General features: G+C 65.6%; 20 protein-coding genes. 9 read left to right on the top strand and 11 right to left on the bottom strand.

The window, feature by feature from the left end; all coding sequences use genetic code 11:
- The first annotated feature begins 2 nt into the window (after window positions 1–2).
- The gene (gene treY / locus J6525_RS09980) at window positions 3–2,783 is read left to right on the top strand and encodes a malto-oligosyltrehalose synthase (RefSeq protein ID WP_225644014.1); all 2,781 of its coding nucleotides are present in this window, start codon (window positions 3–5) and stop codon (window positions 2,781–2,783) included.
- Between the two features lie 9 nt (window positions 2,784–2,792).
- On the opposite strand, the gene J6525_RS09975 is transcribed toward treY, so the two are convergent.
- Window positions 2,793–3,101 carry a polyhydroxyalkanoic acid system family protein gene (locus J6525_RS09975; protein WP_092085676.1) on the bottom strand — a complete coding sequence of 103 codons (309 nt, stop codon included), beginning with the start codon at window positions 3,099–3,101 and terminating at the stop codon, window positions 2,793–2,795.
- Between the two features lie 168 nt (window positions 3,102–3,269).
- Between J6525_RS09975 and J6525_RS09970 the strand changes: the two genes are divergently transcribed.
- Window positions 3,270–3,434 carry a DUF3309 family protein gene (locus tag J6525_RS09970; RefSeq protein WP_076823921.1) on the top strand — a complete coding sequence of 55 codons (165 nt, stop codon included), beginning with the start codon at window positions 3,270–3,272 and terminating at the stop codon, window positions 3,432–3,434.
- 79 nt (window positions 3,435–3,513) lie between these two features.
- Here the strand turns inward: J6525_RS09970 and ligD are convergent, their stop codons facing one another.
- The gene (gene ligD / locus J6525_RS09965) at window positions 3,514–6,156 is read right to left on the bottom strand and encodes a DNA ligase D (RefSeq protein WP_225644012.1); all 2,643 of its coding nucleotides are present in this window, start codon (window positions 6,154–6,156) and stop codon (window positions 3,514–3,516) included.
- Between the two features lie 116 nt (window positions 6,157–6,272).
- Between ligD and ku the strand changes: the two genes are divergently transcribed.
- Window positions 6,273–7,160 carry a non-homologous end joining protein Ku gene (gene ku / locus J6525_RS09960; protein ID WP_225644011.1) on the top strand — a complete coding sequence of 296 codons (888 nt, stop codon included), beginning with the start codon at window positions 6,273–6,275 and terminating at the stop codon, window positions 7,158–7,160.
- A 112-nt stretch (window positions 7,161–7,272) separates the two neighbouring features.
- On the opposite strand, the gene J6525_RS09955 is transcribed toward ku, so the two are convergent.
- The 7 genes from J6525_RS09955 to J6525_RS09925 all read right to left on the bottom strand — a co-directional run bounded on the left by J6525_RS09955 (window position 7,273) and on the right by J6525_RS09925 (window position 15,870).
- Window positions 7,273–7,515 carry a DUF6496 domain-containing protein gene (locus J6525_RS09955; RefSeq protein WP_225161094.1) on the bottom strand — a complete coding sequence of 81 codons (243 nt, stop codon included), beginning with the start codon at window positions 7,513–7,515 and terminating at the stop codon, window positions 7,273–7,275.
- A 148-nt stretch (window positions 7,516–7,663) separates the two neighbouring features.
- A complete protein-coding gene (locus tag J6525_RS09950; RefSeq protein ID WP_225644009.1) occupies window positions 7,664–8,353 on the bottom strand; it encodes a response regulator in 690 nt (229 codons plus the stop codon).
- A complete protein-coding gene (locus J6525_RS09945; RefSeq protein WP_225644007.1) occupies window positions 8,350–11,061 on the bottom strand; it encodes a DUF4118 domain-containing protein in 2,712 nt (903 codons plus the stop codon). The genes J6525_RS09950 and J6525_RS09945 overlap by 4 nt, the downstream gene beginning before the upstream one ends.
- 39 nt (window positions 11,062–11,100) lie before the next feature.
- Entirely contained in the window at window positions 11,101–11,706 is a 606-nt protein-coding gene (locus J6525_RS09940) for a K(+)-transporting ATPase subunit C (RefSeq protein WP_225644005.1), read from the bottom strand.
- 116 nt (window positions 11,707–11,822) lie between these two features.
- Window positions 11,823–13,934: a potassium-transporting ATPase subunit KdpB gene (gene kdpB / locus J6525_RS09935; protein WP_028332701.1), complete on the bottom strand. Its 2,112-nt coding sequence runs from the start codon at window positions 13,932–13,934 to the stop codon at window positions 11,823–11,825.
- Window positions 13,935–13,957: 23 nt separating this feature from the next.
- Complete coding sequence (kdpA, locus tag J6525_RS09930) at window positions 13,958–15,661, bottom strand: potassium-transporting ATPase subunit KdpA (protein WP_225644003.1); 1,704 nt, start codon at window positions 15,659–15,661, stop codon at window positions 13,958–13,960.
- Between the two features lie 119 nt (window positions 15,662–15,780).
- Complete coding sequence (locus J6525_RS09925) at window positions 15,781–15,870, bottom strand: K(+)-transporting ATPase subunit F (RefSeq protein WP_016846764.1); 90 nt, start codon at window positions 15,868–15,870, stop codon at window positions 15,781–15,783.
- A 497-nt stretch (window positions 15,871–16,367) separates the two neighbouring features.
- Here J6525_RS09925 and J6525_RS09920 point away from each other — a divergent pair, with 497 nt between their 5' ends.
- The 6 genes from J6525_RS09920 (at window position 16,368) to J6525_RS09895 (ending at window position 20,769) form a co-directional block, all read left to right on the top strand.
- Window positions 16,368–16,832 carry a hypothetical protein gene (locus J6525_RS09920; protein WP_092085660.1) on the top strand — a complete coding sequence of 155 codons (465 nt, stop codon included), beginning with the start codon at window positions 16,368–16,370 and terminating at the stop codon, window positions 16,830–16,832.
- A gap of 13 nt (window positions 16,833–16,845) precedes the next feature.
- On the top strand, window positions 16,846–17,121 hold the full coding sequence (locus tag J6525_RS09915; RefSeq protein ID WP_092085658.1) for a hypothetical protein: 276 nt from the start codon (window positions 16,846–16,848) through the stop codon (window positions 17,119–17,121).
- A gap of 174 nt (window positions 17,122–17,295) precedes the next feature.
- Entirely contained in the window at window positions 17,296–17,550 is a 255-nt protein-coding gene (locus tag J6525_RS09910; RefSeq protein ID WP_225644001.1) for a hypothetical protein, read from the top strand.
- Between the two features lie 7 nt (window positions 17,551–17,557).
- A complete protein-coding gene (dapA, locus tag J6525_RS09905) occupies window positions 17,558–18,487 on the top strand; it encodes a 4-hydroxy-tetrahydrodipicolinate synthase (RefSeq protein ID WP_225643999.1) in 930 nt (309 codons plus the stop codon).
- A 114-nt stretch (window positions 18,488–18,601) separates the two neighbouring features.
- Complete coding sequence (locus J6525_RS09900) at window positions 18,602–20,011, top strand: NfeD family protein (protein WP_225643997.1); 1,410 nt, start codon at window positions 18,602–18,604, stop codon at window positions 20,009–20,011.
- Window positions 20,008–20,769 (top strand): slipin family protein, encoded by a 762-nt coding sequence (locus J6525_RS09895; RefSeq protein ID WP_092085654.1) that lies wholly within the window; start codon window positions 20,008–20,010, stop codon window positions 20,767–20,769. The genes J6525_RS09900 and J6525_RS09895 overlap by 4 nt, the downstream gene beginning before the upstream one ends.
- 218 nt (window positions 20,770–20,987) lie before the next feature.
- Here the strand turns inward: J6525_RS09895 and J6525_RS09890 are convergent, their stop codons facing one another.
- Both J6525_RS09890 and J6525_RS09885 read right to left on the bottom strand, forming a co-directional pair.
- Window positions 20,988–21,152, bottom strand: a complete 165-nt coding sequence (locus J6525_RS09890; RefSeq protein WP_157345484.1) for a hypothetical protein — start codon at window positions 21,150–21,152, stop codon at window positions 20,988–20,990.
- Between the two features lies 1 nt (window position 21,153).
- The gene (locus J6525_RS09885; protein WP_092085652.1) at window positions 21,154–21,429 is read right to left on the bottom strand and encodes a hypothetical protein; all 276 of its coding nucleotides are present in this window, start codon (window positions 21,427–21,429) and stop codon (window positions 21,154–21,156) included.
- Between the last annotated feature and the right edge of the window lie 256 nt (window positions 21,430–21,685).

Below are 21,685 nucleotides of genomic sequence, written 5' to 3'. Positions count from 1 at the left end.
CAATGCCTCCGGCGATCCCGATCGCAACCTACCGTCTGCAACTCACTGCCGATTTCGACTTCGATGCCGCCGCCGGCGTGGCGCCGTATCTGAAGGCGCTCGGCATCAGCCATGTCTATGCGTCGCCCTTCATGAAGGCGCGCAAGGGCTCGACCCACGGCTATGACGTCGTCGATCACACCAAATTCAATCCGGAGCTCGGCGGCGAAGAGGGCTTTGCGCGGCTGAGCGACGCATTGAAGCGCCATGATCTCGGCCTGATCCTGGATTTCGTGCCGAACCATGTCGGCGTTCACTTCGCCGACAATCCGTGGTGGCTCGATGTGCTGGAATGGGGACCGGTGTCGCCGCACGCGGTCTCCTTCGACATCGACTGGGACCAATTGCCCTATCGCGCGCGCGGCGGCGTGCTGTTGCCGATCCTCGGCTCGTCCTATGGCCAGGCGCTGGAGCGCGGCGACATCGAACTGCGCTATGACGCGAACGAGGGCAGCTTCTCGGCCTGGTATCTCGAGCACCGCCTGCCGATCGCGCCGGAGCGCTATGGCGAGGTGCTGCGCACCGTCGTCCGCGAGGCCGCCGCCGACCAGAGCACCGCCGGACGCGCGATGCTCGAGCTCGCCGCGCAATACCGGGCGCTGCGTCACCCCAACCGCATCGAAGCGCCGGCGGTGAAGGCGGCGATCAAGGCGATCGAGGGCGGCGCCGAAACCATCGCACGCGGCCTCGATGCCTATCGCGCCGGTGAGGACCGCCCGACCCAGACGCTGGCGCTGCATCATTTGCTGGAACGCCAGCACTACAAGCTCGGCCACTGGCGGCTGGCGTCCAGCGACATCAACTACCGCCGCTTCTTCGACGTCAACACGCTGGCCGGCCTCAGGGTCGAGGACGCCGCTACCTTCGAGGCGAGCCACAGCCTCGTGAAGCGGCTGATCGCCGAGGACCGGCTGCAGGGCCTGCGGCTCGACCATATCGACGGCCTGCGCGATCCCGCGCAATACTTCCAGCGGCTGCGCCGCCTGATCCGCTCCGCGCAGGGCGCGAAGGCCAGGCCGTTCTACATGGTGATCGAGAAGATCCTCGGCGAGGACGAGAAGCTGCCGAAATTCAGCGGCGTTCACGGCACCACCGGCTATGAATGGATGAACACGATCAGCCAGGCACTGGTCGACGGTCGCGGCCTCGATCCACTGAACGAGATCTGGCGCCAGATCAGCAACCAGTCGCCGAACCTGACGCCGGTGTTGCGCGAGGCCAAGCAGCGCGTGCTGGAGACGCTGCTCACCAGCGAATTCACCGTGCTGGCGCGGCTGCTCGCGCGCATTGCCAGCGGTCACTACTCGACCCGCGACTTCTCCGGCGACAGTCTGCGGCAGGCGCTCGAGCTCTACGTGCTGCATTTTCCGGTCTATCGCACCTATCTCACCGCCTCGGGACCAGCCGCGCATGACCGCACGCTGATCAGCGAGACCATCGAGCGCGCCCGCGCCGACTGGTTCGCCGCCGACGAAGGCATCTTCGATTTCCTGCGCGACGCCTTGACCATGGACCTTTTGCAGCCCGGCCGGCCGCCGCATGGCGCGCCGCGGGTCCGGCGCTTCGCGCTGAAGGTGCAGCAATTCACCGGGCCGATGATGGCGAAGTCGCTGGAGGATACCGCCTTCTATCGCTATCACCGGCTGCTGGCGCTCAACGAGGTTGGCGGCGATCCGGCGGCGGGCGCGATCGCACCCGAGGCCTTCCACGCCATGATGCAGGCCCGCGCCCGCGAATGGCCGCACGGCATGACGGCGACCGCGACCCACGACACCAAGCGCGGCGAGGACGCCCGCACCCGCATCATGGCGCTTGCGGAAATCCCTGGCGAGTGGACCAGCGCGGTGGCGCGCTGGAAAGTGCTGAATGCGCCGCATCTGGTGCTCGACGGCGAGATGCGCGCGCCATCGGCGACGTTCGAATACATGCTGTATCAGGCTCTGCTTGGCGCCTGGGATCCCGATGATGCCTCGCTCGCCGCCCGCATCCTGGCGTACGCGCTGAAGGCGGCGCGCGAGGGCAAGCAGGAAACCAGCTGGCTCAATCCGCACGAGCGTTACGAGGCGGGCGTGAAAGCCTTCATCGAGCGGATCCTCGATCGCAAGACCTCGCCGGAATTGCTCGATGCGCTGGGGACGCTGGCGCAACGGACCGCGTTGATCGGCGCGCTGAATTCGCTCAGCCAGATCACGCTGAAGGCAACCATGCCGGGCGTGCCGGATTTCTACCAGGGCACCGAAAGCTGGGATCTTTCGCTGGTCGATCCGGACAACCGCCGCCCGGTCGACTTTACCGAACGGGCGGGAATGCTCGCCGCGCTGGAGATGCCGGATTGGGATGCGCTGGCGCAAAACTGGCGCGACGGCCGTCTCAAATTCGCATGGACGCGGTATCTGCTACGGCTCCGCAACGAGCTGGCCGATGTGTTCACCAGCGGCGACTACGTGCCGCTCGCCGTCAGCGGCCCGCACCGCGATCACGTCATTGCCTTCGCGCGGCGCCATGGGCGCGAGGCGGCCATCGTTGCGGTGGCAAGGTCATTCGCCCCGTTCACGCAGGGCGGCCGCAGCTGGCCGCGCCCCGAAGCTTTTGAAGGTGAAATCGACGTGACGGGATATGCGCTCAGGGATGGCGCAACCCGGATTCAGCTCCCGGAACTGTTCGGCAATCTGCCGGTTGCCGTGCTCAAGACAAAGGTCGCGGGGACGAAACGCACCGCAAGGCCGGCGCGCTCGCACGCCTGACGTCCTGCGTCAGCGTTTGGTCAGCAGCAATTGCCCGCGCTTGCGGATCGCCACCTGCGCGACCTCGGCGAACCGTTGCAGCAGCCACGGCAGCGTCACCTCGACCCGCACATGGGAATCCTCGACATCGACATGCCCGGCCGCGACCTGCCCCAGCGCTCGGACACGAAAGCTCATCCGGTTGTCGTCCCAGCGCTCCTCGTCGACGCTTATGACCGGCAGGTTCGCCGTCGCGCGCGACAGGCCCGTTTTCAAGCGGCGCATCGCCTCGTCGCGGCCGAGGCTATGGGGTATCGAAACGATCAGCGGCGCCGACATTGCGATGCACTCCTCCGTGGGTTTGGTTGATGTAGTTCTGTTCCAAGGCAAACGGAAGAACCACACAGCTTTATCACAGCGCCAACTCCGGAACCTTCACAGTTACGGGTTGTTTTCCTTCCCGAAGGGCAGAAACGAGACGAGCCCGCGGGGCTGAGGAGACGCTAGATGTCAATTGGAACGATCATTCTCATCATTCTGGTCATTGCGCTGCTTGGCGGCTTCAGCGGCATCGGCGGCGGACCGTTTTACGGCACCGGCTATTACGGCGGCGGCGGGCTTGGCCTGGTCGTCGTGATTCTGCTGATCCTGCTCCTGATGGGACGACTGTAGCCCTTGGTAGCGTTGCGTCCTGCCGATATCGACGACCAGCATCACCCGCGAAAGCGGGTGGTGCTTCGTTGGACGGCGCTTACTTGGCCGCGAGCTTCTTCATCGCCGACTTGATCGACGAGGCCGCGTCCTCGTAGCCATCCCAAGCCTTCGTCTTCGCGAGCAAGGCCGGCACGGTGCGCAGCGTGAATTTCTTCGGATCGAGATCACCGCGCAGTTGCGGCCAGGTCAGCGGCATCGACACCGTCGCCCCCGGCCGCGCCCGCGGCGACAACACCGCGACCGCCGTCGACATCCTGTCGTTGCGCAAATAGTCGAGGAAGATCTTTCCCGTACGCTTGGCCTTGGACATGTTGATCAGATAGCGCTCGGGATCGTCCAGCGCCATCCACTGGCAGACCGCCTGCGCGAACGCCTTGGCCTCCTTCCACGTCACCTTGTCCCTGCTGCCTGCGAGCAGCGGTGTGACGACGTGCAGACCCTTGCCGCCCGTGGTCTTGCAGAAGCTTTCGAGACCGACCGCGGTCAGCCGCTGCCGCATGTCCTTGGCGGCATCGATCACGTCGGTGAATGCGACATCGGGCGCAGGATCGAGATCGAACACCAGCCGGCCCGGCGTGTCATAGGCATCAGGCGCGCAATTCCAGGGATGCAGCTCGAGGCCGCCGAGCTGCGCGACCGCCGCCAGGCCCTCGATCCGGTCGATCTGCAAATAGGGTTTACGGTCGCCCGAGACCTTCGCAAGCTTGAGCAGCTTCGATGTGCCGGCCATCGCATGACGCTGGAAGAAGGTCTCGCCCTTGATGCCGTCGGGCGCACGCACGATCGAGCACGGCCGGCCCTTGAGATAGGAGATCATCCATTCGCCGACCGCCTCGAAATAATTGGCGAGGTCGAGCTTGGTGACCGGCTCGCCATCGCCCGCATCGGGCCACAGCGCCTTGTCCGGGTGCGAGATGACGACACCCATCACCTCGCTGGACGCCTTCCCGGTGCCCTTCTTCGCGACGCCCTTGGCCATCGGCTTCACCACTTTGGTTACAACCGGCCGCTCGGCCTCGACCTCGTGCGCCGGCTTGTCCTGGCGCAGGCCCTTGAAGGCGGCCTGGCGGATATTGCCGGCGTCGGTCCAGCCGGCGAACTCGATCTCGGCGACCAGCTCCGGCTTGAGCCAGTGCACGTCGCGGGTCTTCTTCGGCGCGTCCTTGCCGCCGAACGGACTCTTGTCCGCCTCCGCCGCCTTCAGCGCCGGCATAATGCGGCGGACCGTGTCCTGGCCGAAGCCGGTGCCGACGATGCCGACAAAAGCCAGATGATCGCCGCGATAGACGCCCGCCATCAGCGAGCGAAATTTGCCATTGGTGGTCTTCCAGCCGCCGAGCACCACCTCATGGCCGGCGCGGATTTTTGCCTTGGTCCAGTCGTCGGAGCGGCTGGAACGGTAGGCACCGTCGAGCCGCTTGGAGACGATGCCTTCGAGGCCGAGCTTGCGCGCGGATTCCAGCACCGCCTCGCCGCGCTGCTCGAAATGTTCGACATAGCGGATCAGAGGGTTCTTGCCCTTGCGCGCCGCGAGCAATTGCTTCAGCCGCGTCTTGCGCTCGGCGAGCGGCAGCGGGCGCAGGTCCTCAGTGCCGGCGAACAGCAGGTCGAACGCGTAGAAGATCAGCCGATCCGTCTTGCCGTCGGAGAGCGCGGCCTGCAGCGTCGAAAAATGCGGCGTGCCGTTCTTGTCGAGCGCGACGATCTCGCCATCGATCAGCGCGTCGGGCAGCTTCTCCGCCTCCTTCACGATCGCGCCGAACTTGGCGGTCCAGTCGAGCCCCTTGCGCGTCTTCAGCACGGCCTCGCCGTCTTCGACACGCAACTGTACGCGGTAGCCGTCGAACTTGATCTCGTGGCACCAGCCCGTTCCGTTGGGTGGAGACTCCACCGCGGCGCAGAGCTGCGGCGCGACGAAATCGGGCATCTCCGATACCTGCTTCGGTTTCGCCTGCCGCGCCACTTTCAGCCGCTCCTTGGGCGCCGGCGCCTTGGTCCTGGCGCGCGCGTCCGCAGCCATGCCATGGTTGGACTGCCAGACCGCGTCCGCTTTGGCCTTGCCGTTGCCCTTGGCCAGCATGAACGGCTTCGGCGCCCGGCCCTTGCCGGCCGCGATCTGCGCCATCGAGCGTCCGGAGGCGACCGAACGGTCCTCGTCGAGGATCTCCTCGCCGTTGCCGTCAACGGCATATTCGTCGCGGTGCTTGATCAGGAGCCAGTTGGTGCGCTTGCCGCCAAAGCGGTCGCCCTTCATCCGCACCAGCACCCAGCTGCCGTGCAGCTTGTCGCCCTCAAGCGTGAACTTCAGGTCGCCCTTCTTGAAGCCGCGCTCGGGATCGTCCGATTCCCAGGTGCCGCGATCCCACAGCTGCACGGTGCCGCCGCCGTACTGGCCTTCGGGAATGGTGCCTTCGAAATCGCCATAGTCGAGCGGATGATCCTCGACCTCCACCGCCAGCCGCTTGTCATGCGGATCGAGAGAGGGCCCGCGCGTCACCGCCCAGGACTTGAAGACGCCGTCGAATTCGAGCCGCAGATCGTAATGCAACCGCGTCGCGTCGTGCTTCTGGATGACGAAGCGCCGCTGCTTGCTGGGTGCGACCTTGACGTCGCCCGACGGCTCGTTGGTCTTCTCGAAGTCGCGCTTCTTGCGATAGGTGGACAGGTTTCTCAGCGACACAACAAACCTCGGCAAACCCTCGGCTCAAACGACGGCCGCCGCCTCCGTGCGGCCATCAGGAACCAAAACCCACGGTATCCGTTCAAGTTCCAAACTCAAGCTGTTTGGAGGCGATCATGTCCGCTCCCCGCGCCCACTGGAAAGGCACGCTCAAGCTCTCGCTGGTGTCATGCCCGGTGGCGCTCTACCCGGCTTCGACCGCGGTCGAGAAGACCCGCTTCCACATGATCAACCGGGAGACCGGCAACCGGCTGAAGCAGCAGATGGTCGATACCGAGACCGGCGACGTTGTCGAGGGCGATCAGAAGGGCCGCGGCTACGAGGTCAGCAAGGGAAAATATGTCGAGATCGAGAGGGACGAGCTCGAAGCGGTGCAGATCGAGAGCAACCATACCATCGACATCGACAGCTTCGTGCCCGAGGGCGAGATCGACAAGCGCTATCTCGACCACCCCTACTACATCAGGCCCGACGGCAAGGCCGGCGTCGACGCGTTCGCGGTGATCCGCGACGCCATGAAGGATCAGGACCGCGTCGCGCTGGCGCGGATCGTGCTGACCAACCGCGAGCATGTGATAGCGATCGAGCCGCTCGACAAGGGTATGCTCGGCACCACCTTGCGCTACCCCTACGAGCTGCGCGACGCCGACGATTATTTCGACGACATCAAGAGCCCGAAGGTCACGAAGGACATGATCGAGCTCGCCGGTCATATCCTCGACAGCAAGGCCGCGCATTTCGATCCGTCGAAATTCAAGGACGAGTACGAGACCGCGCTGAAGGCCCTGGTCCGCCGCAAGGCGGCCGGCAAGCCGATCAAGGCCGCCGAGCGCGAGGAGAAGCCAAGCAACGTCGTGAGCCTGATGGACGCGCTGCAGCAGAGCCTGAAAGGCGGCAAGAGCGGCGCAAGGCGCTCGCGCTCCACCGCGCGCCGCCCGACCCCGCATCGCCGCGCCGCCAAGAAGGCGCACCGGTCAAGCGCGCGGCGACGCAAGGCGGGATGAGATCTCTCGTCCTTGCGAGCGCAGCGAAGCAATCCATCTCTCCACATACGCGGAGGGATGGATTGCTTCGTCGCTACGCTCCTCGCAATGACGGATGGATGCAACTCATCCGTTACTTCTTCTTCGAGCTCTTCCGCTTCTTGGCAGTCTTGCGCTTCTTCGCCGTCTTCTTCTTTGACGACTTCTTCGGCACCTTCCTGCCCTTGGCACGCGCCTCGGATAGCCCGATCGCGATCGCCTGCTTGCGGCTCTTCACCTTCTTCTTGGAGCGGCCGCTGCGCAGCGTGCCGGCCTTGCGTTTCTTCATCGCGCGCTCTACATCGCCCGATGCCTTCCGCGAATATTTCCTTGCCATGGCTTGTCTCCCGCTAACGGAAAACAAGCCTCGATGGCAGCGAAAGTTCCGTTTGGTGTCGTCGGGCGACGGCACCAACGTAGCCCGCATGAGCGCAGCGACATGCGGGAGATGCCCCGGATATCGCTTCGCTCATCCGGGCTACATGTTAGTCCGCCGCGCGCAGCCGATAGCCGATGCCGGTCTCGGTCAGCACGAATTGCGGACGCTCCGGGTCGGCCTCGATCTTCTGGCGGAGCTGGCGCACATAGACGCGCAGATATTGCGCGTCGGTCAGTTCGTCCCACAATTCCTTCAAGAGGAAGCGGTGGGTCAGCACCTTGCCGGCATGCTGAACCAGCACGCGCAACAGGTCATATTCCTTCGGCGACAGCTTGATCCCTTTGTCGCCGACCTTGACGATCCGGCGCACCAGATCGACCGAAAGATCGCCGGAGCGAAACACCGGCCGCTCGCCCTGCACCTGCAACTGGTGCCGCAGCGCCGCGCGCAGCCGCGCCAGCAATTCGTCCATGCCGAACGGCTTGGTCAGATAGTCGTCGGCGCCGAGGTCGAGCGCCTGCACCTTGCCGGCCTCGTCGCCGCGGCTCGACAGCACCACGATCGGCACGCTCTCGTTGCGGCCGCGGATCATGCGCAAGAGGTCATGGCCCTGGATGTCGGGCAATCCGAGGTCGAGAATGATCAGCGCCGGTCCCTCACCCAGCATCTCCAGCGCCAGCTTGCCGTTGGATGCCTCGAGGATGTCATAGCCCTGAGTGCTCAGCCCCATCCGCAGCAGCTTGCGGATCGGCGGCTCGTCGTCGATGACCAGGACCTTGATCGGCGTGGCGTTCATGCAGCAGTGTCCAGCGCGTTGGTGTCGGCAGGGATCGGCAGGCGGATGGTGATGACGGCGCCGGTGCGGTCGGCGCGGTTGGCCGCCGCGATCGTGCCGCGCATCGCCTCGACGAAGCCGCGCGAGATCGCAAGTCCGAGGCCGGTGCCGGGACGGACGTGGTCGCCCTTCTCGGCGCGATAGAATTTGTCGAACACGCTTTCGAGCTCGGCCGCGGGAATCCCGTTGCCTTCGTCGAGGATCTGCAGCGCGATCGTATCGCGATCGCGCGCGCCGCGGATCGAGATCGTGGTGTCCGACGGGGCGTATTTGGCGGCGTTGTCGAGCAGGTTGAACAGCACCTGCTCGAACAGCACGGCGTCGAGCTCCAGCATCGGCAGATCGGCCGCGAGCTCCAGCGACACCCGGTGATGCACCAGGATCTTGCTCGCCCGCCGCAGCGCGCTGCCGACGATCTCGCCGACATCATGACGCGCCGTGTTCGGCACGATCGCGCCGGATTCCAGCTTGGTCATGTCGAGCAGATTGGCGATGAACCGATTCAGCCGCTCGGACTCGTCGATCACGGTGGCGAGCAGATCGTGCTTCTGGGCATCGCTCAGGTTGGCGCCGAGGTCGCGCAGCGCCGAGGCCGAGCCGAGCACCGAGGCCAGCGGCGTCTTGAGATCGTGCGAGATCGAGGTCAGGAGCGCGCCGCGCAGCCGGTCGGATTCCACCGTGCGCTTGACGCGATCCATGTCCTCGACCAGCAGCACGCGCTCGATCGCCAGCGCGCCCTGGTCGACCAGCGCGTCGAGCAGCCGGCGCTGGTCCGGCGTCAGCAAGGGGCCGGTGCGATCGTCGTCGATGCCGATCACCCCGATCGGGCCGCGGCCGGTGCGCATCGGCAGGAACAGCCGCTTTCCGCCCGGCAGCGTGTCGGAGCCGCGGCCGGCCGGACGGTCGTTGCCCCAGGCCCAGTTGGCGGCGGCGAGATCGGCCTGATCGAGCTGATCCTCTGGCGGATAGCCGCTCTTGACGGTCAGCATCCCGTCCTCCGGCAGCAGCAGCACCACGCGCACCTTGAGCATCAGCGCGATCTGGTAGGCGGTCGCCCACAGCACGTCGTCCAGCGTCGCGGTGCCGGCGAGCTTGCGGCTGAAGGCGTAGAGCGATTCGGTGGTGCGGACGCGGCTGATCGCGGTGTCGGCCTGGGTGCGCACCCGCGCCGCGACGTTGGAGACCAGCAGCGCGATCAGCATGAAGAAGAAGAACGCCGCTACATTGGTCGGGTCGGTGATGGTGAAGGTATAGACCGGCGGCAGGAAGAAGAAATTGTAGCACAGCGAGGCCGCGACGCTCGCCAGCAGCGACGGCCCGAGGCCGTAGCGTGCGGCGGCGCCGACCACGGCGGTGAGGAAGACCAGGTCGACATTCTCGATGCCGAAGAACGGCTGGATCAGCTTGGCCGCGCCGAGCCCGAGCGCCGCCAGCAGCAGCGCCATCAGATAGGGCCGCGGATTGAACGGCTCCTGCCGCTGCGCGGTCTGCACCGCCGCCTTGCCGACCGGCAGCTCGTCGCCGGCGATCACGTTGACGCTGATATTGCCGGCGCGGCGCACCAGATCATGCACCACGGATCCATGCGTCAACTCGAACCAGCGCGAGCGCGTCGACTTGCCGATGATGATCTGGGTGACGTTGTTGGCCTGGGCGAAATTGATGACGTCGTCGGCGATACGGCGGCCGACGCCGGGAAGCGTCAGCGCCTCGCCGCCGAGCGATTCCGCAAGCCGCATGGTGTCGGCCAGCCGATCGCGCTGCTCGTCGGAAAGTTGCAGGCTGCGCCGCGTCTCGATGCTGACCGCGGTCCATTGCGCGTGCAGCCGGTCGGCGAGGCGCTTGGTGTAGCGCACGAGGCCGGCCGCGCGCGGATCCTCGCTCAGGCAGACCAGGATGCGCTCGCCGGCGGCCCAGGGTCCGGCAATTGCATTGGCCTGCATGTGGTTGAGCAGCTGCTCGTCGACCCGCTCGGCGGTGCGGCGCAGCGCCAGCTCGCGCAGCGCGGTCAGATTGCCGGGCGAGAAATAGTGTTCCAGCGCCCGCTCAGCCTGCTTGGGCACGTAGACCTTGCCCTCCTTCAGCCGCTGGATCAGATCGTCGGGCGTCAGGTCGATCAGCTCGATGGCATCGGCGCGATCGACCACCGAGTCGGGCACCGTCTCGCGCACCCGCACATGGGTGATCTGCGCGACGACGTCGTTGAGGCTCTCGATGTGCTGGATGTTGATCGCGGTGTAGACGTCGATGCCGTTCGACAGCAATTCCTCGACGTCGAGATAGCGCTTGGGATGCCGGCTGCCCGGCGCATTGGTATGGGCGAGCTCGTCGACCAGCGCGAGCTGCGGCCGCCGCGCGATCAATGCATCGAGGTCCATCTCCTCGAGCGTCTGGTCGCGATAGGAAAGCCGCTTCCGCGGCAATACCTCGAGACCCCTGAGCAGCGTCTCGGTCTCGACCCGGCCGTGGGTTTCGACGACACCGACCACGACGTCGACGCCCGCCTTGAGGCGGGCGTGGGCGCTCGAGAGCATCTCGTAGGTCTTGCCGACGCCGGGGGCGGCGCCGATGAAGATCTTCAGCCGTCCCGATCGATCGGTCTCCCGGCGCGCCGCCTCCAGCAGCGCATCCGGCGAGGGTCGTTTATCAGGGTCGCGCTGATTGGCCATACCGCAATATAGTCATCCTGCGAGGGGCAGCCTACTCCCCTATTTCGGCTTTGCCGCGTCGAGCGCCAGGTTGAGCGCAAGAACGTTAACACGGGGCTCGCCGATCACGCCGGCGAAGCGGCCCTGCGTGTTCTGCGTCACCAGCTCGCGCACCGCGTCCTCGGACATGCTGCGCGCCTTGGCGACCCGCGGCACCTGGAACAGCGCGGCGTCCGGCGAGATGTCCGGATCGAGCCCACTGCCCGACGTGGTCACAAGATCGACAGGCACGCTGGCGGACGGGTTCTCCGCCTTCAGCTTCTCGACATCATCCTTGACCCGGTCGTTCAGTGCCTTGCTGGTCGGGCCGAGGTTGGAGCCGCCGGAATTGGCCGCGTTGTAGGGCGCAGGCACCGTCTTGGAGGAATCCTTCGGATCGGGCGCGACCGTCGCCGACGGCCGGCCATGGAAGTATTTATCTTCCTTGAACTCCTGCCCGATCAGGGCGGAGCCGATCACCTTGCCGTTCTGCTCGATCAGGCTGCCTTGCGCCTGCCGCGGGAAGATGACGCCGGCGATGCCGGTGATGGCGAGCGGATAGGCAAGGCCCGTGATCGCGGTCAGCAGGACCAGCACGAGGATGGCGGGACGGATTTCTTTCAACATGACAGGTCTCCTAAATCTCCTTCGTCATTACGAGCGAAGCGAAGCAATCCATGGATCGGCGTAACGGATGGATCGATTGCTTCGTCGCTTCGCTCCTCGCAATGACGGCTACACGGTTAAGCCAGGCCCAAAGCGGCGACGACGAGATCGATCGCCTTGATGCCGATGAACGGGATGATGATGCCGCCCAAGCCGTAGATCATCAGATTGCGGCCGAGCAGCGCGCCGGCACCGACCGCGCGATACTTGACGCCCTTCAGCGCCAGCGGGATCAGCGCGATGATGATCAGCGCGTTGAAGATGATCGCCGACAGGATCGCGCTCTGCGGGCTTGCCAGGTGCATGACGTTCAGCACCTGGAGCTGCGGATAGAAGGCGAGGAACATCGCCGGGATGATCGCAAAGTACTTCGCGACGTCGTTGGCGATCGAGAACGTGGTCAGCGCGCCGCGGGTCATCAGCAGCTGCTTGCCGATCTCCACCACCTCGATCAGCTTGGTCGGATTGGAATCGAGGTCGACCATGTTGCCGGCCTCGCGGGCGGCCTGCGTGCCGGTGTTCATGGCGACGCCAACATCGGCCTGCGCCAGCGCCGGCGCATCGTTGGTGCCGTCGCCGCACATCGCGACCAGCTTGCCCTTGGACTGCTCGTCGCGGATCAGCTTGAGCTTGTCCTCGGGGGTTGCCTGCGCCAGGAAGTCGTCGACGCCGGCCTCTGCCGCGATCGCGGCCGCGGTCATCGGGTTGTCTCCGGTGATCATCACGGTGCGGATGCCCATGCGGCGCAGTTCGGCGAAGCGCTCGCGGATTCCGCCCTTGACGATGTCCTTGAGATGCACGACGCCGAGCAGCTTGCCGTCCTTGGCGACGGCCAGCGGCGTACCGCCGGCCTTGGCGATCTCGTCGGCAATCGACTGGATCTCGCGCGCTTCGGCGCTCATCGTCGCCGCGACCGCGCGAACGGTGTTGCCCGAGGCGACGGTGCGGGGCGAGCCGCCGTCGACATAGGCAAGGATGGCGTCCACCGCGCCCTTGCGGACCGACGAGGAGCCGGCATCGATGCCGCTCATGCGGGTCTGCGCGGTAAACGGCACGAAGGTCGCGGCAAGCTCATGCATGTCGCGGCCACGGATGCCGTATTTCTCCTTGGCCAGCACCACGATCGAACGGCCTTCCGGCGTCTCGTCCGCCAGCGAGGCGAGCTGCGCCGCATCGGCGAGGTCCTGCTCGGCGACGCCGCGGATCGGACGGAACGCGGTCGCCTGGCGGTTGCCGAGCGTGATGGTGCCGGTCTTGTCCAGCAGCAGCGTATCGACGTCGCCGGCAGCCTCCACCGCGCGGCCGGACATCGCCAGCACGTTGAAGCGCACCAGGCGGTCCATGCCGGCGATGCCGATCGCCGACAGAAGCGCGCCGATCGTGGTCGGGATCAGCGTCACGAACAGCGCCACCAGCACCACGACCGAAATCGAGCCGCCGGCATAGGCCGCATAGCTCGGGATCGTCACCGTCGCGAACACGAAGATGATGGTGAGGCCGGCCAGCAGGATGTTGAGCGCGATCTCGTTCGGCGTCTTCTGCCGCTCGGCGCCCTCCACCAGCTTGATCATGCGGTCGATGAAGGTCGAGCCTTGCGCTGCGGTGATGCGGACGCGGATCCAGTCCGACAGCACCTGGGTGCCGCCGGTGACCGCGGAACGATCGCCGCCGGACTCGCGGATCACAGGCGCGGATTCACCCGTGATCGCGGCTTCATTGACCGAGGCCACGCCTTCGATCACCTCGCCGTCGGACGGGATGTTGTCGCCGGCCTCGACCAGCACGACGTCGCCGACCTTCAGCGAGGTGCCGGGCACCATGCGATAGGTCCGGTCGGTGCCGGTGAGCAGCTTGGCCTGGCTCTCGGTGCGGGTCTTTTTCAGCGATTCCGCCTGCGCCTTGCCGCGGCCTTCGGCGACGGCCTCGGCGAAGTTGGCGAACAGCACCGTGAACCAGAGCCAGAGGATGATCTGGAAGGTGAAGCCGAGATTGGCGCTGCCGGTGACGAGGTCGCGGACGAAGATCACCGTGGTCAACGCGGCCACGACCTCGACCACGAACATCACGGGGTTCTTCGCCATCAGTCTAGGATCGAGCTTGACAAAGGCCGAGCGGATCGCCGGCACCAGGATCTTCGGGTCGAACATGGTCGACGCCGTCACCTGCTTTTGCAGTCTTGTGGTTTCCATGGTTGTCACTCCGGACAAAACGATCAGAACAGGGTGTTGGCGTTCATGGCGAGGTGCTCGACGATCGGCCCGAGCGCCAGCGCCGGGAAGAAGGTGAGACTGCCGATGATCAGGATCACGCCGACGACGAGGCCGACGAACAGCCCGCCGGTGGTCGGGAACGTGCCCGCCGAGGCCGGGATCGACTTCTTCTCGACCAGCGACCCTGCAATGGCCATCGCCGGCACGATCATGAAGAAGCGGCCGACGAACATCGCGGAGGCGAGCGTCAGATTGTAGAACAGGGTGTTGCCAGTGAGGCCCGCGAAGGCCGAGCCGTTGTTGCCGGTCGCCGAGGTGAACGCGTACAGCACCTCGGTGAAGCCGTGCGGGCCGGAGTTCGCCATCGAGGCCACCGCCGACGGCAGCACCACGCTGACCGCGGTCCAGCCGAGATACATCAGCGGCAGCACCAGGATCGCGAGCATCGCCATCTTGACCTCGCGCGCCTCGATCTTCTTGCCGACATATTCCGGGGTGCGGCCGACCATCAGGCCGGCGACGAAGATCGCCAGCACGACGAACAGCAGCATGCCGTAGAAGCCGGCGCCGACGCCGCCGATGATGACCTCGCCGAGCTGCATGTTGATCAGCGGGATCATGCCGCCAAGCGCTGTGAAGCTGTCGTGCATGGCGTTGACCGCACCGCAGGAGGCGGCAGTCGTGACGACGGCGAACAGCGAGGACGCGACGACGCCGAAGCGGACCTCCTTGCCCTCCATGTTGCCGCCGGAAAGGCCGAGCGCGTGCAGCGCCGAGGTGCCGTTGGCTTCCGCCCAGTAGGTGACGGTGACGCCGGCGACGAACAGGATGCCCATCACGGCGAAGATCGCCCAGCCCTGGCGCTCGTTGCCGACCATGCGGCCGAACACGTTGGTCATCGCGGCACCGAGCGCGAAGATCGAGACCATCTGCACGAGGTTCGACAGCGCGGTCGGGTTCTCGAACGGATGCGCGGCGTTGGCGTTGAAGAAGCCGCCGCCATTGGTGCCGAGCATCTTGATCGCGACCTGCGAGGCCACCGGACCGAGCGCGATGGTCTGCTTGCCGCCCTCCAGCGTGGTGGCGTCGACATAGGCGCCGAGCGTCTGCGGCATGCCCTGCCAGACCAGGAACAGCGCATAGACGACGCAGATCGGCAGCAGCACGTAAAGCGTGCAGCGTGTGACATCGACCCAGAAATTGCCGACCGTGCGCATCGACGAGCGGGTGAAACCGCGGATCAGCGCCATCGCCAGCGCGATGCCGGTCGCCGCCGACAGGAAATTCTGATGGGTCAGGCCGACCATCTGGACCAGATAGGACAGCGTGCTCTCGCCGCCGTAGTTCTGCCAGTTCGTGTTGGTGATGAAGGAGATCGCGGTGTTGAAGGAAAGGTCCTCGGCGACCGCCGATTGCCCGGCCGGATTGAACGGCAGCACTGCCTGCAGCCGCATCAGGCCGTAGATGATGGCGAAGCCGCCGACATGGAACAGCAGCATGGCGACCGTGTAGGTCAGCCAGTGCTGCTCGCGCCGCTCGTCGACGCCGCCGAGCCAGTAGATGCCGCGCTCGACCGGGCGCAGCACGGGCGACAGGAAGGTGCGCTCGCCGTTGAACACGCGGGTCATGTACCAGCCGAGCGGTTTGACCAGCGCGGCAACGATCGCGCAAAACAGAATAATTTGAATCCAGCCGATGACGGTCATTGCGTCAAACCTTTCGAATGGGAGCGAAGCGCAGCATCGACGCGAACAAGCCGAGCAACAGCCCGGTCAGAATCGCGTCGGCTAACAGAATTGTGCAAAGCGCTGACATCGCGGGCCGCCTAGAAGCGTTCGGGCCGCAGCAATGCGTAAGTGAGGTAGAACAGCAGGCCGAGCGAGACGAGGCCGGCGAGCGAGTAATCGAAGATCATCGTCGCCTCCGTTACAGCCGTTCGCAGGCGTAGGCGTAGCCGATGCCGGCCGCGAAGAAGCCGATCGCAAGCGCCGCCATGAGAATGTCCATCATGTGAGACTCCTATGCGTCACAGGGCGCGGGCCATTGCATAGGCGTCCCGCGCCGGATGGCCGTGAGGTGCCATCCGGGGCATAGGTTTTCGAGAGGTGGCGAATAAGGACGTTATAGGAATCCTATAAGTGCCACGAGCTGCGCAGCCGTCGTCCCGGCGAAGGCCGGGACCCATAACCACAGGGCCGAGTTTTGCGATGGCTGGGGCCCCAACCTCATCTCACAAGCAGCTTCGGTGGTAATGGGTCCTGGCCTTCGCTAGGACGATAGCTTGGTCTTTATGGAATCCCTATATCTCCGTCCCCCGCCTCATCTCGTTTTCAAATGGCAGTCCGGCCATTTTGAGCCTGCGGCCAATGCCTTGAGCTTGGCTTCCTGGGCCGCGCAAGACGAGATGACGCTATGTCAGTGCTTTCCCAAAACACCTCCATCGATCTCGGCGAACGGCTGCGCGACGCCTATGCGGTGACAGCCGAATTCATGGCCGACATCATCAGCCAGACCTGCCGGCGCTTTCCCTCGGTCGGACAGAGCGGCAAGACCCGCCGGGTCGAGCGGCTGATCCAGTCGGGCGCCTGGACCGACGCCGCGATCGCGCTGCTCGATCTGGAACTGCCGCAATGGCAGATCCGCCGCCTGGTCTATGACGAGGGCGAGTGGTATTGCGCCTTGTCACGCGAACGCGAGCTGCCGGACTGGCTCGACCAGTCGATCGAGACCCACCACACCGATCTTGCGCTCGCGATCCTCAGCGCCTTCGTCGAGGCGCAGCGCATCTCCACACCCGATAACCGAACCAGCGTGCCGACGGTCCGTCGCGACACCCGCGCGCTGTACGAGCCGCTGTTCGTCGACAATATCGGCTGACGGCGGCGCGGCCGTGGACACCAAACAACTGCTGCGGCAGCTGCAGTCGGTCCAGGTCATGGTCCGGTTCGGCTTCCGGCTTGCCATCATGATCGGCTTTGCCGTGTTCGCCGGCGCCGGCTTCGGCAAGGGCCTCGTCACGCTGTTGTGGATGTCGGCGGTGATCTGCGCCTTTGCCGGGATCGCCAAGCGCGAAATGCCGTTTGCCGCAAACCTCAACCACTGGGACGAGATGACCGCCTATGTCGCGCTGTGCGCGCTCGGCACCGGCATCGTCCAGCGCCTCTAGACCATCCCCACAAATCCTATGCCGCTCCTATGAAGTCGGTCGTCCTTCGCGCTCGATTTCATATCCCGCAAATCAGACATTGATCGCGTGACCGTGACTGAAGCGTTTTCGAGCGAGCCGGATACCGGTTCGCGCGAGGAAAACGCGTCAGAAACAAAAAGAAGGACCACCACCGTGAAACTCGTCGAACCTCCCTCGTGTAGCGCCGCGTCCACCGTCGTCTTCATCGGCCGCAACCATCGCGGCCAGTGGGTCGCCCAGCAACAGAACGGCCTCTATGGCGGCCTGTTCGTCAACCGCGCCCAGGCCGTCAAATACGCGCTGTTCGAAAACGGCCAGCATCCTGAAATGATCGTCGAGCTGTCGCGTGAGATCGAGCTCGATATGCGCGGCGAGACCGCGAGCTTCACCGCAATCCGCGTGGCGTGAGCCACCCATGACCCTGCAAACGGCTGCGAAAGCCGACACGGCCGGATGGCTGTCGGGCTTCATCCCCGATCTTCCGACCCCCTTCGACCATCGGGGCGAGATCGACGCGGAGGCGTTCGGCCGGCTGTGCGAGCGCCAGATCGCGGCCGGCGTCACCGCGCTGGTGGTCGGCGAGACCGCAGGTGAAAGCGCGACGCTGCAGCCCGCGGAACGTGCGCAGCTGGTCCGGATCGCGGCCGGCGTCGCGCGCAAGCGGGTTCGCATCATCGCCGGCGCCGGATCGAACGCGACCGATCGCGCCGTCACATTCACCCGGGCCGCGGAAGCGGCCGGCGCCGACGCCGTCATGTCGGCCGTACCCTATTACAACAAGCCGATGCCACAGGGCACAGCAGCGCATTTCCGCGCCGTCGCCGCGGCCACCACGCTGCCTGTCATCCTGCACGACATTCCGTCGCGCACGGTGAAGGGCCTTGCCGACGAGACGCTGCTCGAGCTCGCCGCATCGCCGCGCTTCGTGGGATTGCGCGACGGCAGCGGTGACGTTGCCCGGCTGGCGCGCCTGCGCTCACGCCTGCCGGCGGCCTTCCGGATGCTGACCGGCGACGACGCTTCCTCGCTGGCCTGGCTCGCCGCCGGTGGCGATGGCTGCATCTCGGTCGTGACGAACGTCGCGCCCGATCTGTACGTGGCCGTTCACAGGCATTTCCGCGAAGGACGGTTGTATCAGGCGCGGGAGTTGCACCAGCGGCTGGTGCCGCTTGCGACCTTGCTGGAGCGCGAGCATCCCGCCGCATTGAAGTTCGCGCTGGCGCTTCTGGGATTCATGCCGCCGACGACGCGACTGCCGATCGTGCAATTGAACGGGTCGGCAAAGGCCGAGGTCTCGCAGGCGATGGCTGAGCTTGCCGACGAGTACCTCGCAGCCGCGCATTGAGATTTGCCGACCCGACATAACCCATCGCAATGCACAATGCGATCAGCACACGGTGCCCGTGACACGGCGCCAACTTGAGGTTCCGAAACGGCGCCCCATATCCACGGCAAGGGAGTGCTTGCCGTGCACACCACCTTCAAGGCGGCCCTCGTTGTTGCGACCGTCCTGGTCGCTCTGGTTATCTCCATCCGTCCCGGTCCGGCCGCGGACAACAGCCATCTTGCCCTGACCATTTCAATCGACGGGGCAATCGGGCCGGCAGCGGCCAGCTACGTCAAGGACGGCCTGGCCAAGGCCGCCGAGCGCCACGCCGAGGTTGTTATCCTGCGTTTGAATACGCCGGGCGGCCTCAGCACCAGCATGCGTGAAATCATCGCCGACGTGCTGGCCTCGCCCGTTCCCGTGGTCGGCTACGTTGCGCCATCCGGCGCCCATGCCGCGAGCGCCGGGACCTATATCCTCTATGCGACCCATCTCGCGGCCATGGCGCCCGGCACCAATATCGGCGCCGCGACGCCGGTGCAGATTGGCGGCCCGATACCGGGGCTGCCGGGCAGCACCCCGGACAAAGGCGGCAAGGACCAGAAGGACGGCGGCCATCCGTCGGAAACCAAGGATGCCATGACGGCGAAGGTGACGAATGATGCCGTTGCCTTCATCCGCAGCCTCGCCGAATTGCGCGGCCGCAATGCCGACTGGGCCGAGAAGGCGGTGCGCGATGCCGCCACCCTCTCCGCCAACGCCGCGCTGCAGGCCAACGTCATTGATCTCACCGCGCGCGACCCGGCCGACCTGCTCAGGCAGGTCGATGGCCGGACCATCGAGCTTCCCGGCGGCAAGACGCAACGCCTGGCGACAAGGGACACCGCGATCGAGGCCATCGATCCCACCTGGATCGCGCGCGCGCTTGCGGTCATCACCGACCCCAACATCGCATTCATTCTCCTGATGGTCGGCATCTACGGCCTGATCTTCGAGTTCATGTCGCCCGGTGCCGTGGCGCCCGGGGTTGTCGGGACGATCTGCCTGCTGCTCGGTCTGTACGCACTCAACATGCTGCCGATCAACTACGCGGGCTTCGCCCTGATGCTGGTCGGGATCGCGCTGCTCGCAATCGAAGCCTTCAACCCGACCGTCGTGATCGGCCTCGGAGGAATAGTCGCCTTCGTGCTTGGAGCAGCCATGCTGTTTCGGATCGAGGCGCCCGGTTACCGGCTGTCATGGCCGGTCATCGGCATCGTCGCCGCGATGTTCACCGGACTCATTCTCGTCGTGCTCGGCGCGCTCCGCCGCGCGCGCAAGGGCCCGGTGCGGATCGGTGCGCAAGCCATGCGCGGGCTATCGGCCGAGGTGCTCGACTGGTCGGAGACCACGGGTCACGTCTTCACCAACGGCGAACGCTGGCAAGCGCGCAGCACCGAGACATTCACGGCGGGAGACACGGTCGAGGTCGCCAACATCATCGATTTGACGCTGGTGGTGCGGCGCACGCCGGCCTCCCCCGGCGAAGGAGGTACAGCATGATGCTTGATTATTTCACCTATGCGGCGATCGCGCTGCTGATCATCGTATTCCTGACCCAGGCCGTGCGCGTGCTGCGCGAATACGAGCGCGGCGTCATCTTCACGCTCGGCCGTTTCACCGGGGTGAAGGGCCCGGGGCTCATCATCCTGATTCCGGTGGTGCAGCAGCTGGTGAAGGTCGATCTCAGGGTGGTGGTGCAGGTGGTGCCGCCGCAGGACGTGATTTCGCGCGACAACGTCTCGGTCAAGGTCAACGCCGTGCTCTACTTCCGCATCGTCGATCCCGAGCGCGCCATCATCAAGGTCAGCGACTACTTGGCTGCGACCAGCCAGCTTGCGCAGACCACGCTGCGCTCGGTGCTCGGCAAGCACGAGCTCGACGAGATGCTGGCGGAACGCGACAAGCTGAACGCCGATATCCAGGAGACCCTCGACAGGCAGACCGACGTCTGGGGCATCAAGGTCACCGGGGTCGAGATCAAGGATATCGATCTCAACGAAACGATGGTGCGGGCGATCGCCAAACAGGCCGAGGCGGAACGGCTGCGGCGCGCCAAGGTGATCAACGCAATGGGCGAGCAGCAGGCCGCCGAGAAGCTGGTCGAGGCCGGCCGGATCCTCGCCCAGGAGCCGCAAGCGATGCAGCTGCGCTACTTCGCGGCGCTGCACGACATTGCCGGCGAGCGCTCCTCGACCGTGGTGTTCCCGCTGCCGATGAACCTGCTCGATCATCTGGCGCCGCGACGTGAAGCGACGTGAACTGGTTTGGGAGGAGAAACGACGGTCGCTCAAGGTCGGCGCGCTCGGGATCGTGGGTCTCGTAGGCGTCGCGACCTCTCCACGTCATTGCGAGCCAACGGGTCGCGCGAACGCGCGCCCGATGACAGGCTCCGCGAAGCAATCCATCGCGCCACATGCGGAGATATGGATTGCTTCGTCGCTATGCTCCTCGCAATGACGCGGATGGGTTCCGGGCCTTAACGCCCGCGGTGCTTGGCCCGCCACGCAGGTCCTGGACCGCGCATGTAATGCGCCTCGGGCCGGTAGCCGCTGATCGGCTCCTCGCCGATCCAGGCGAGGAATGCGAGCAGCCCTTCTGCGGCGCGGCGCGGCAGGGCAGCGATGAACGAAACTGCGCGCATCTCAGTAGTCCCATTTCTCGCCGAGCACGACCGGCGCCCGCGGATATCTCTCGGCGTCGCCGCCGAGCATGCCGACGTTGAGGTTGGTCCGCGCCCAATCCTCGTGGCCGCGATGCAGCAGCAGCTCATTGCGGAGCCGATGAATCTTGGCGGCGGCGATCGCGCGGTGAACAGTCCTGAAGGCGAGGCCGATCCGCCTGACGGTCCGCCGCAGCATCAAGGGCATGGCGCCGGCCGAACCGTGCGGCCGGGCATCGTGGTAATGGAGCAAGGTCATGTGCCACCCGTTTGGCGGCGCGCGCGAGCGCACCGCATCACGGCAAAAGATGCGGGGAAGGCCGTAGGAATTCGAGAGCAGCCGCAGCCCTGTCACATAGCCGCGGCATAAGCGTCCGGCCGCGGTCCGTGCATCGCGGTCATGCCGCAAATCGCGAGATTTCGGACAATTTTACCCTCGATCAGCCGCGCGAGGGGCCGGTTTACGGTCGGCGGCAAGACCGGTAACCTCGCCTCCCAATGCGACGTGGAGAGTG

The organism is Bradyrhizobium australafricanum, from assembly GCF_020329495.1.
Taxonomy (GTDB): Bacteria; Pseudomonadota; Alphaproteobacteria; order Rhizobiales; family Xanthobacteraceae; genus Bradyrhizobium; species Bradyrhizobium australafricanum.
Note: the sequence above shows the minus strand (reverse complement) of the source record. Positions and strands in the feature narration are given on the sequence as shown.

Excerpts from the sequence above, each read along its gene's own strand:
- treY (WP_225644014.1), top strand. The coding sequence starts at position 3 with ATGCCTCCGGCGATCCCGATCGCAACCTACCGTCTGCAACTCACTGCC.
- J6525_RS09975 (WP_092085676.1), bottom strand. The coding sequence starts at position 3,101 with ATGTCGGCGCCGCTGATCGTTTCGATACCCCATAGCCTCGGCCGCGAC.
- J6525_RS09970 (WP_076823921.1), top strand. The coding sequence starts at position 3,270 with ATGTCAATTGGAACGATCATTCTCATCATTCTGGTCATTGCGCTGCTT.
- ku (WP_225644011.1), top strand. The coding sequence starts at position 6,273 with ATGTCCGCTCCCCGCGCCCACTGGAAAGGCACGCTCAAGCTCTCGCTG.
- J6525_RS09955 (WP_225161094.1), bottom strand. The coding sequence starts at position 7,515 with ATGGCAAGGAAATATTCGCGGAAGGCATCGGGCGATGTAGAGCGCGCG.
- J6525_RS09950 (WP_225644009.1), bottom strand. The coding sequence starts at position 8,353 with ATGAACGCCACGCCGATCAAGGTCCTGGTCATCGACGACGAGCCGCCG.
- J6525_RS09945 (WP_225644007.1), bottom strand. The coding sequence starts at position 11,061 with ATGGCCAATCAGCGCGACCCTGATAAACGACCCTCGCCGGATGCGCTG.
- J6525_RS09940 (WP_225644005.1), bottom strand. The coding sequence starts at position 11,706 with ATGTTGAAAGAAATCCGTCCCGCCATCCTCGTGCTGGTCCTGCTGACC.
- kdpB (WP_028332701.1), bottom strand. The coding sequence starts at position 13,934 with ATGGAAACCACAAGACTGCAAAAGCAGGTGACGGCGTCGACCATGTTC.
- kdpA (WP_225644003.1), bottom strand. The coding sequence starts at position 15,661 with ATGACCGTCATCGGCTGGATTCAAATTATTCTGTTTTGCGCGATCGTT.
- J6525_RS09925 (WP_016846764.1), bottom strand. The coding sequence starts at position 15,870 with ATGATCTTCGATTACTCGCTCGCCGGCCTCGTCTCGCTCGGCCTGCTG.
- J6525_RS09920 (WP_092085660.1), top strand. The coding sequence starts at position 16,368 with ATGTCAGTGCTTTCCCAAAACACCTCCATCGATCTCGGCGAACGGCTG.
- dapA (WP_225643999.1), top strand. The coding sequence starts at position 17,558 with ATGACCCTGCAAACGGCTGCGAAAGCCGACACGGCCGGATGGCTGTCG.
- J6525_RS09895 (WP_092085654.1), top strand. The coding sequence starts at position 20,008 with ATGATGCTTGATTATTTCACCTATGCGGCGATCGCGCTGCTGATCATC.
- J6525_RS09890 (WP_157345484.1), bottom strand. The coding sequence starts at position 21,152 with ATGCGCGCAGTTTCGTTCATCGCTGCCCTGCCGCGCCGCGCCGCAGAA.
- J6525_RS09885 (WP_092085652.1), bottom strand. The coding sequence starts at position 21,429 with ATGACCTTGCTCCATTACCACGATGCCCGGCCGCACGGTTCGGCCGGC.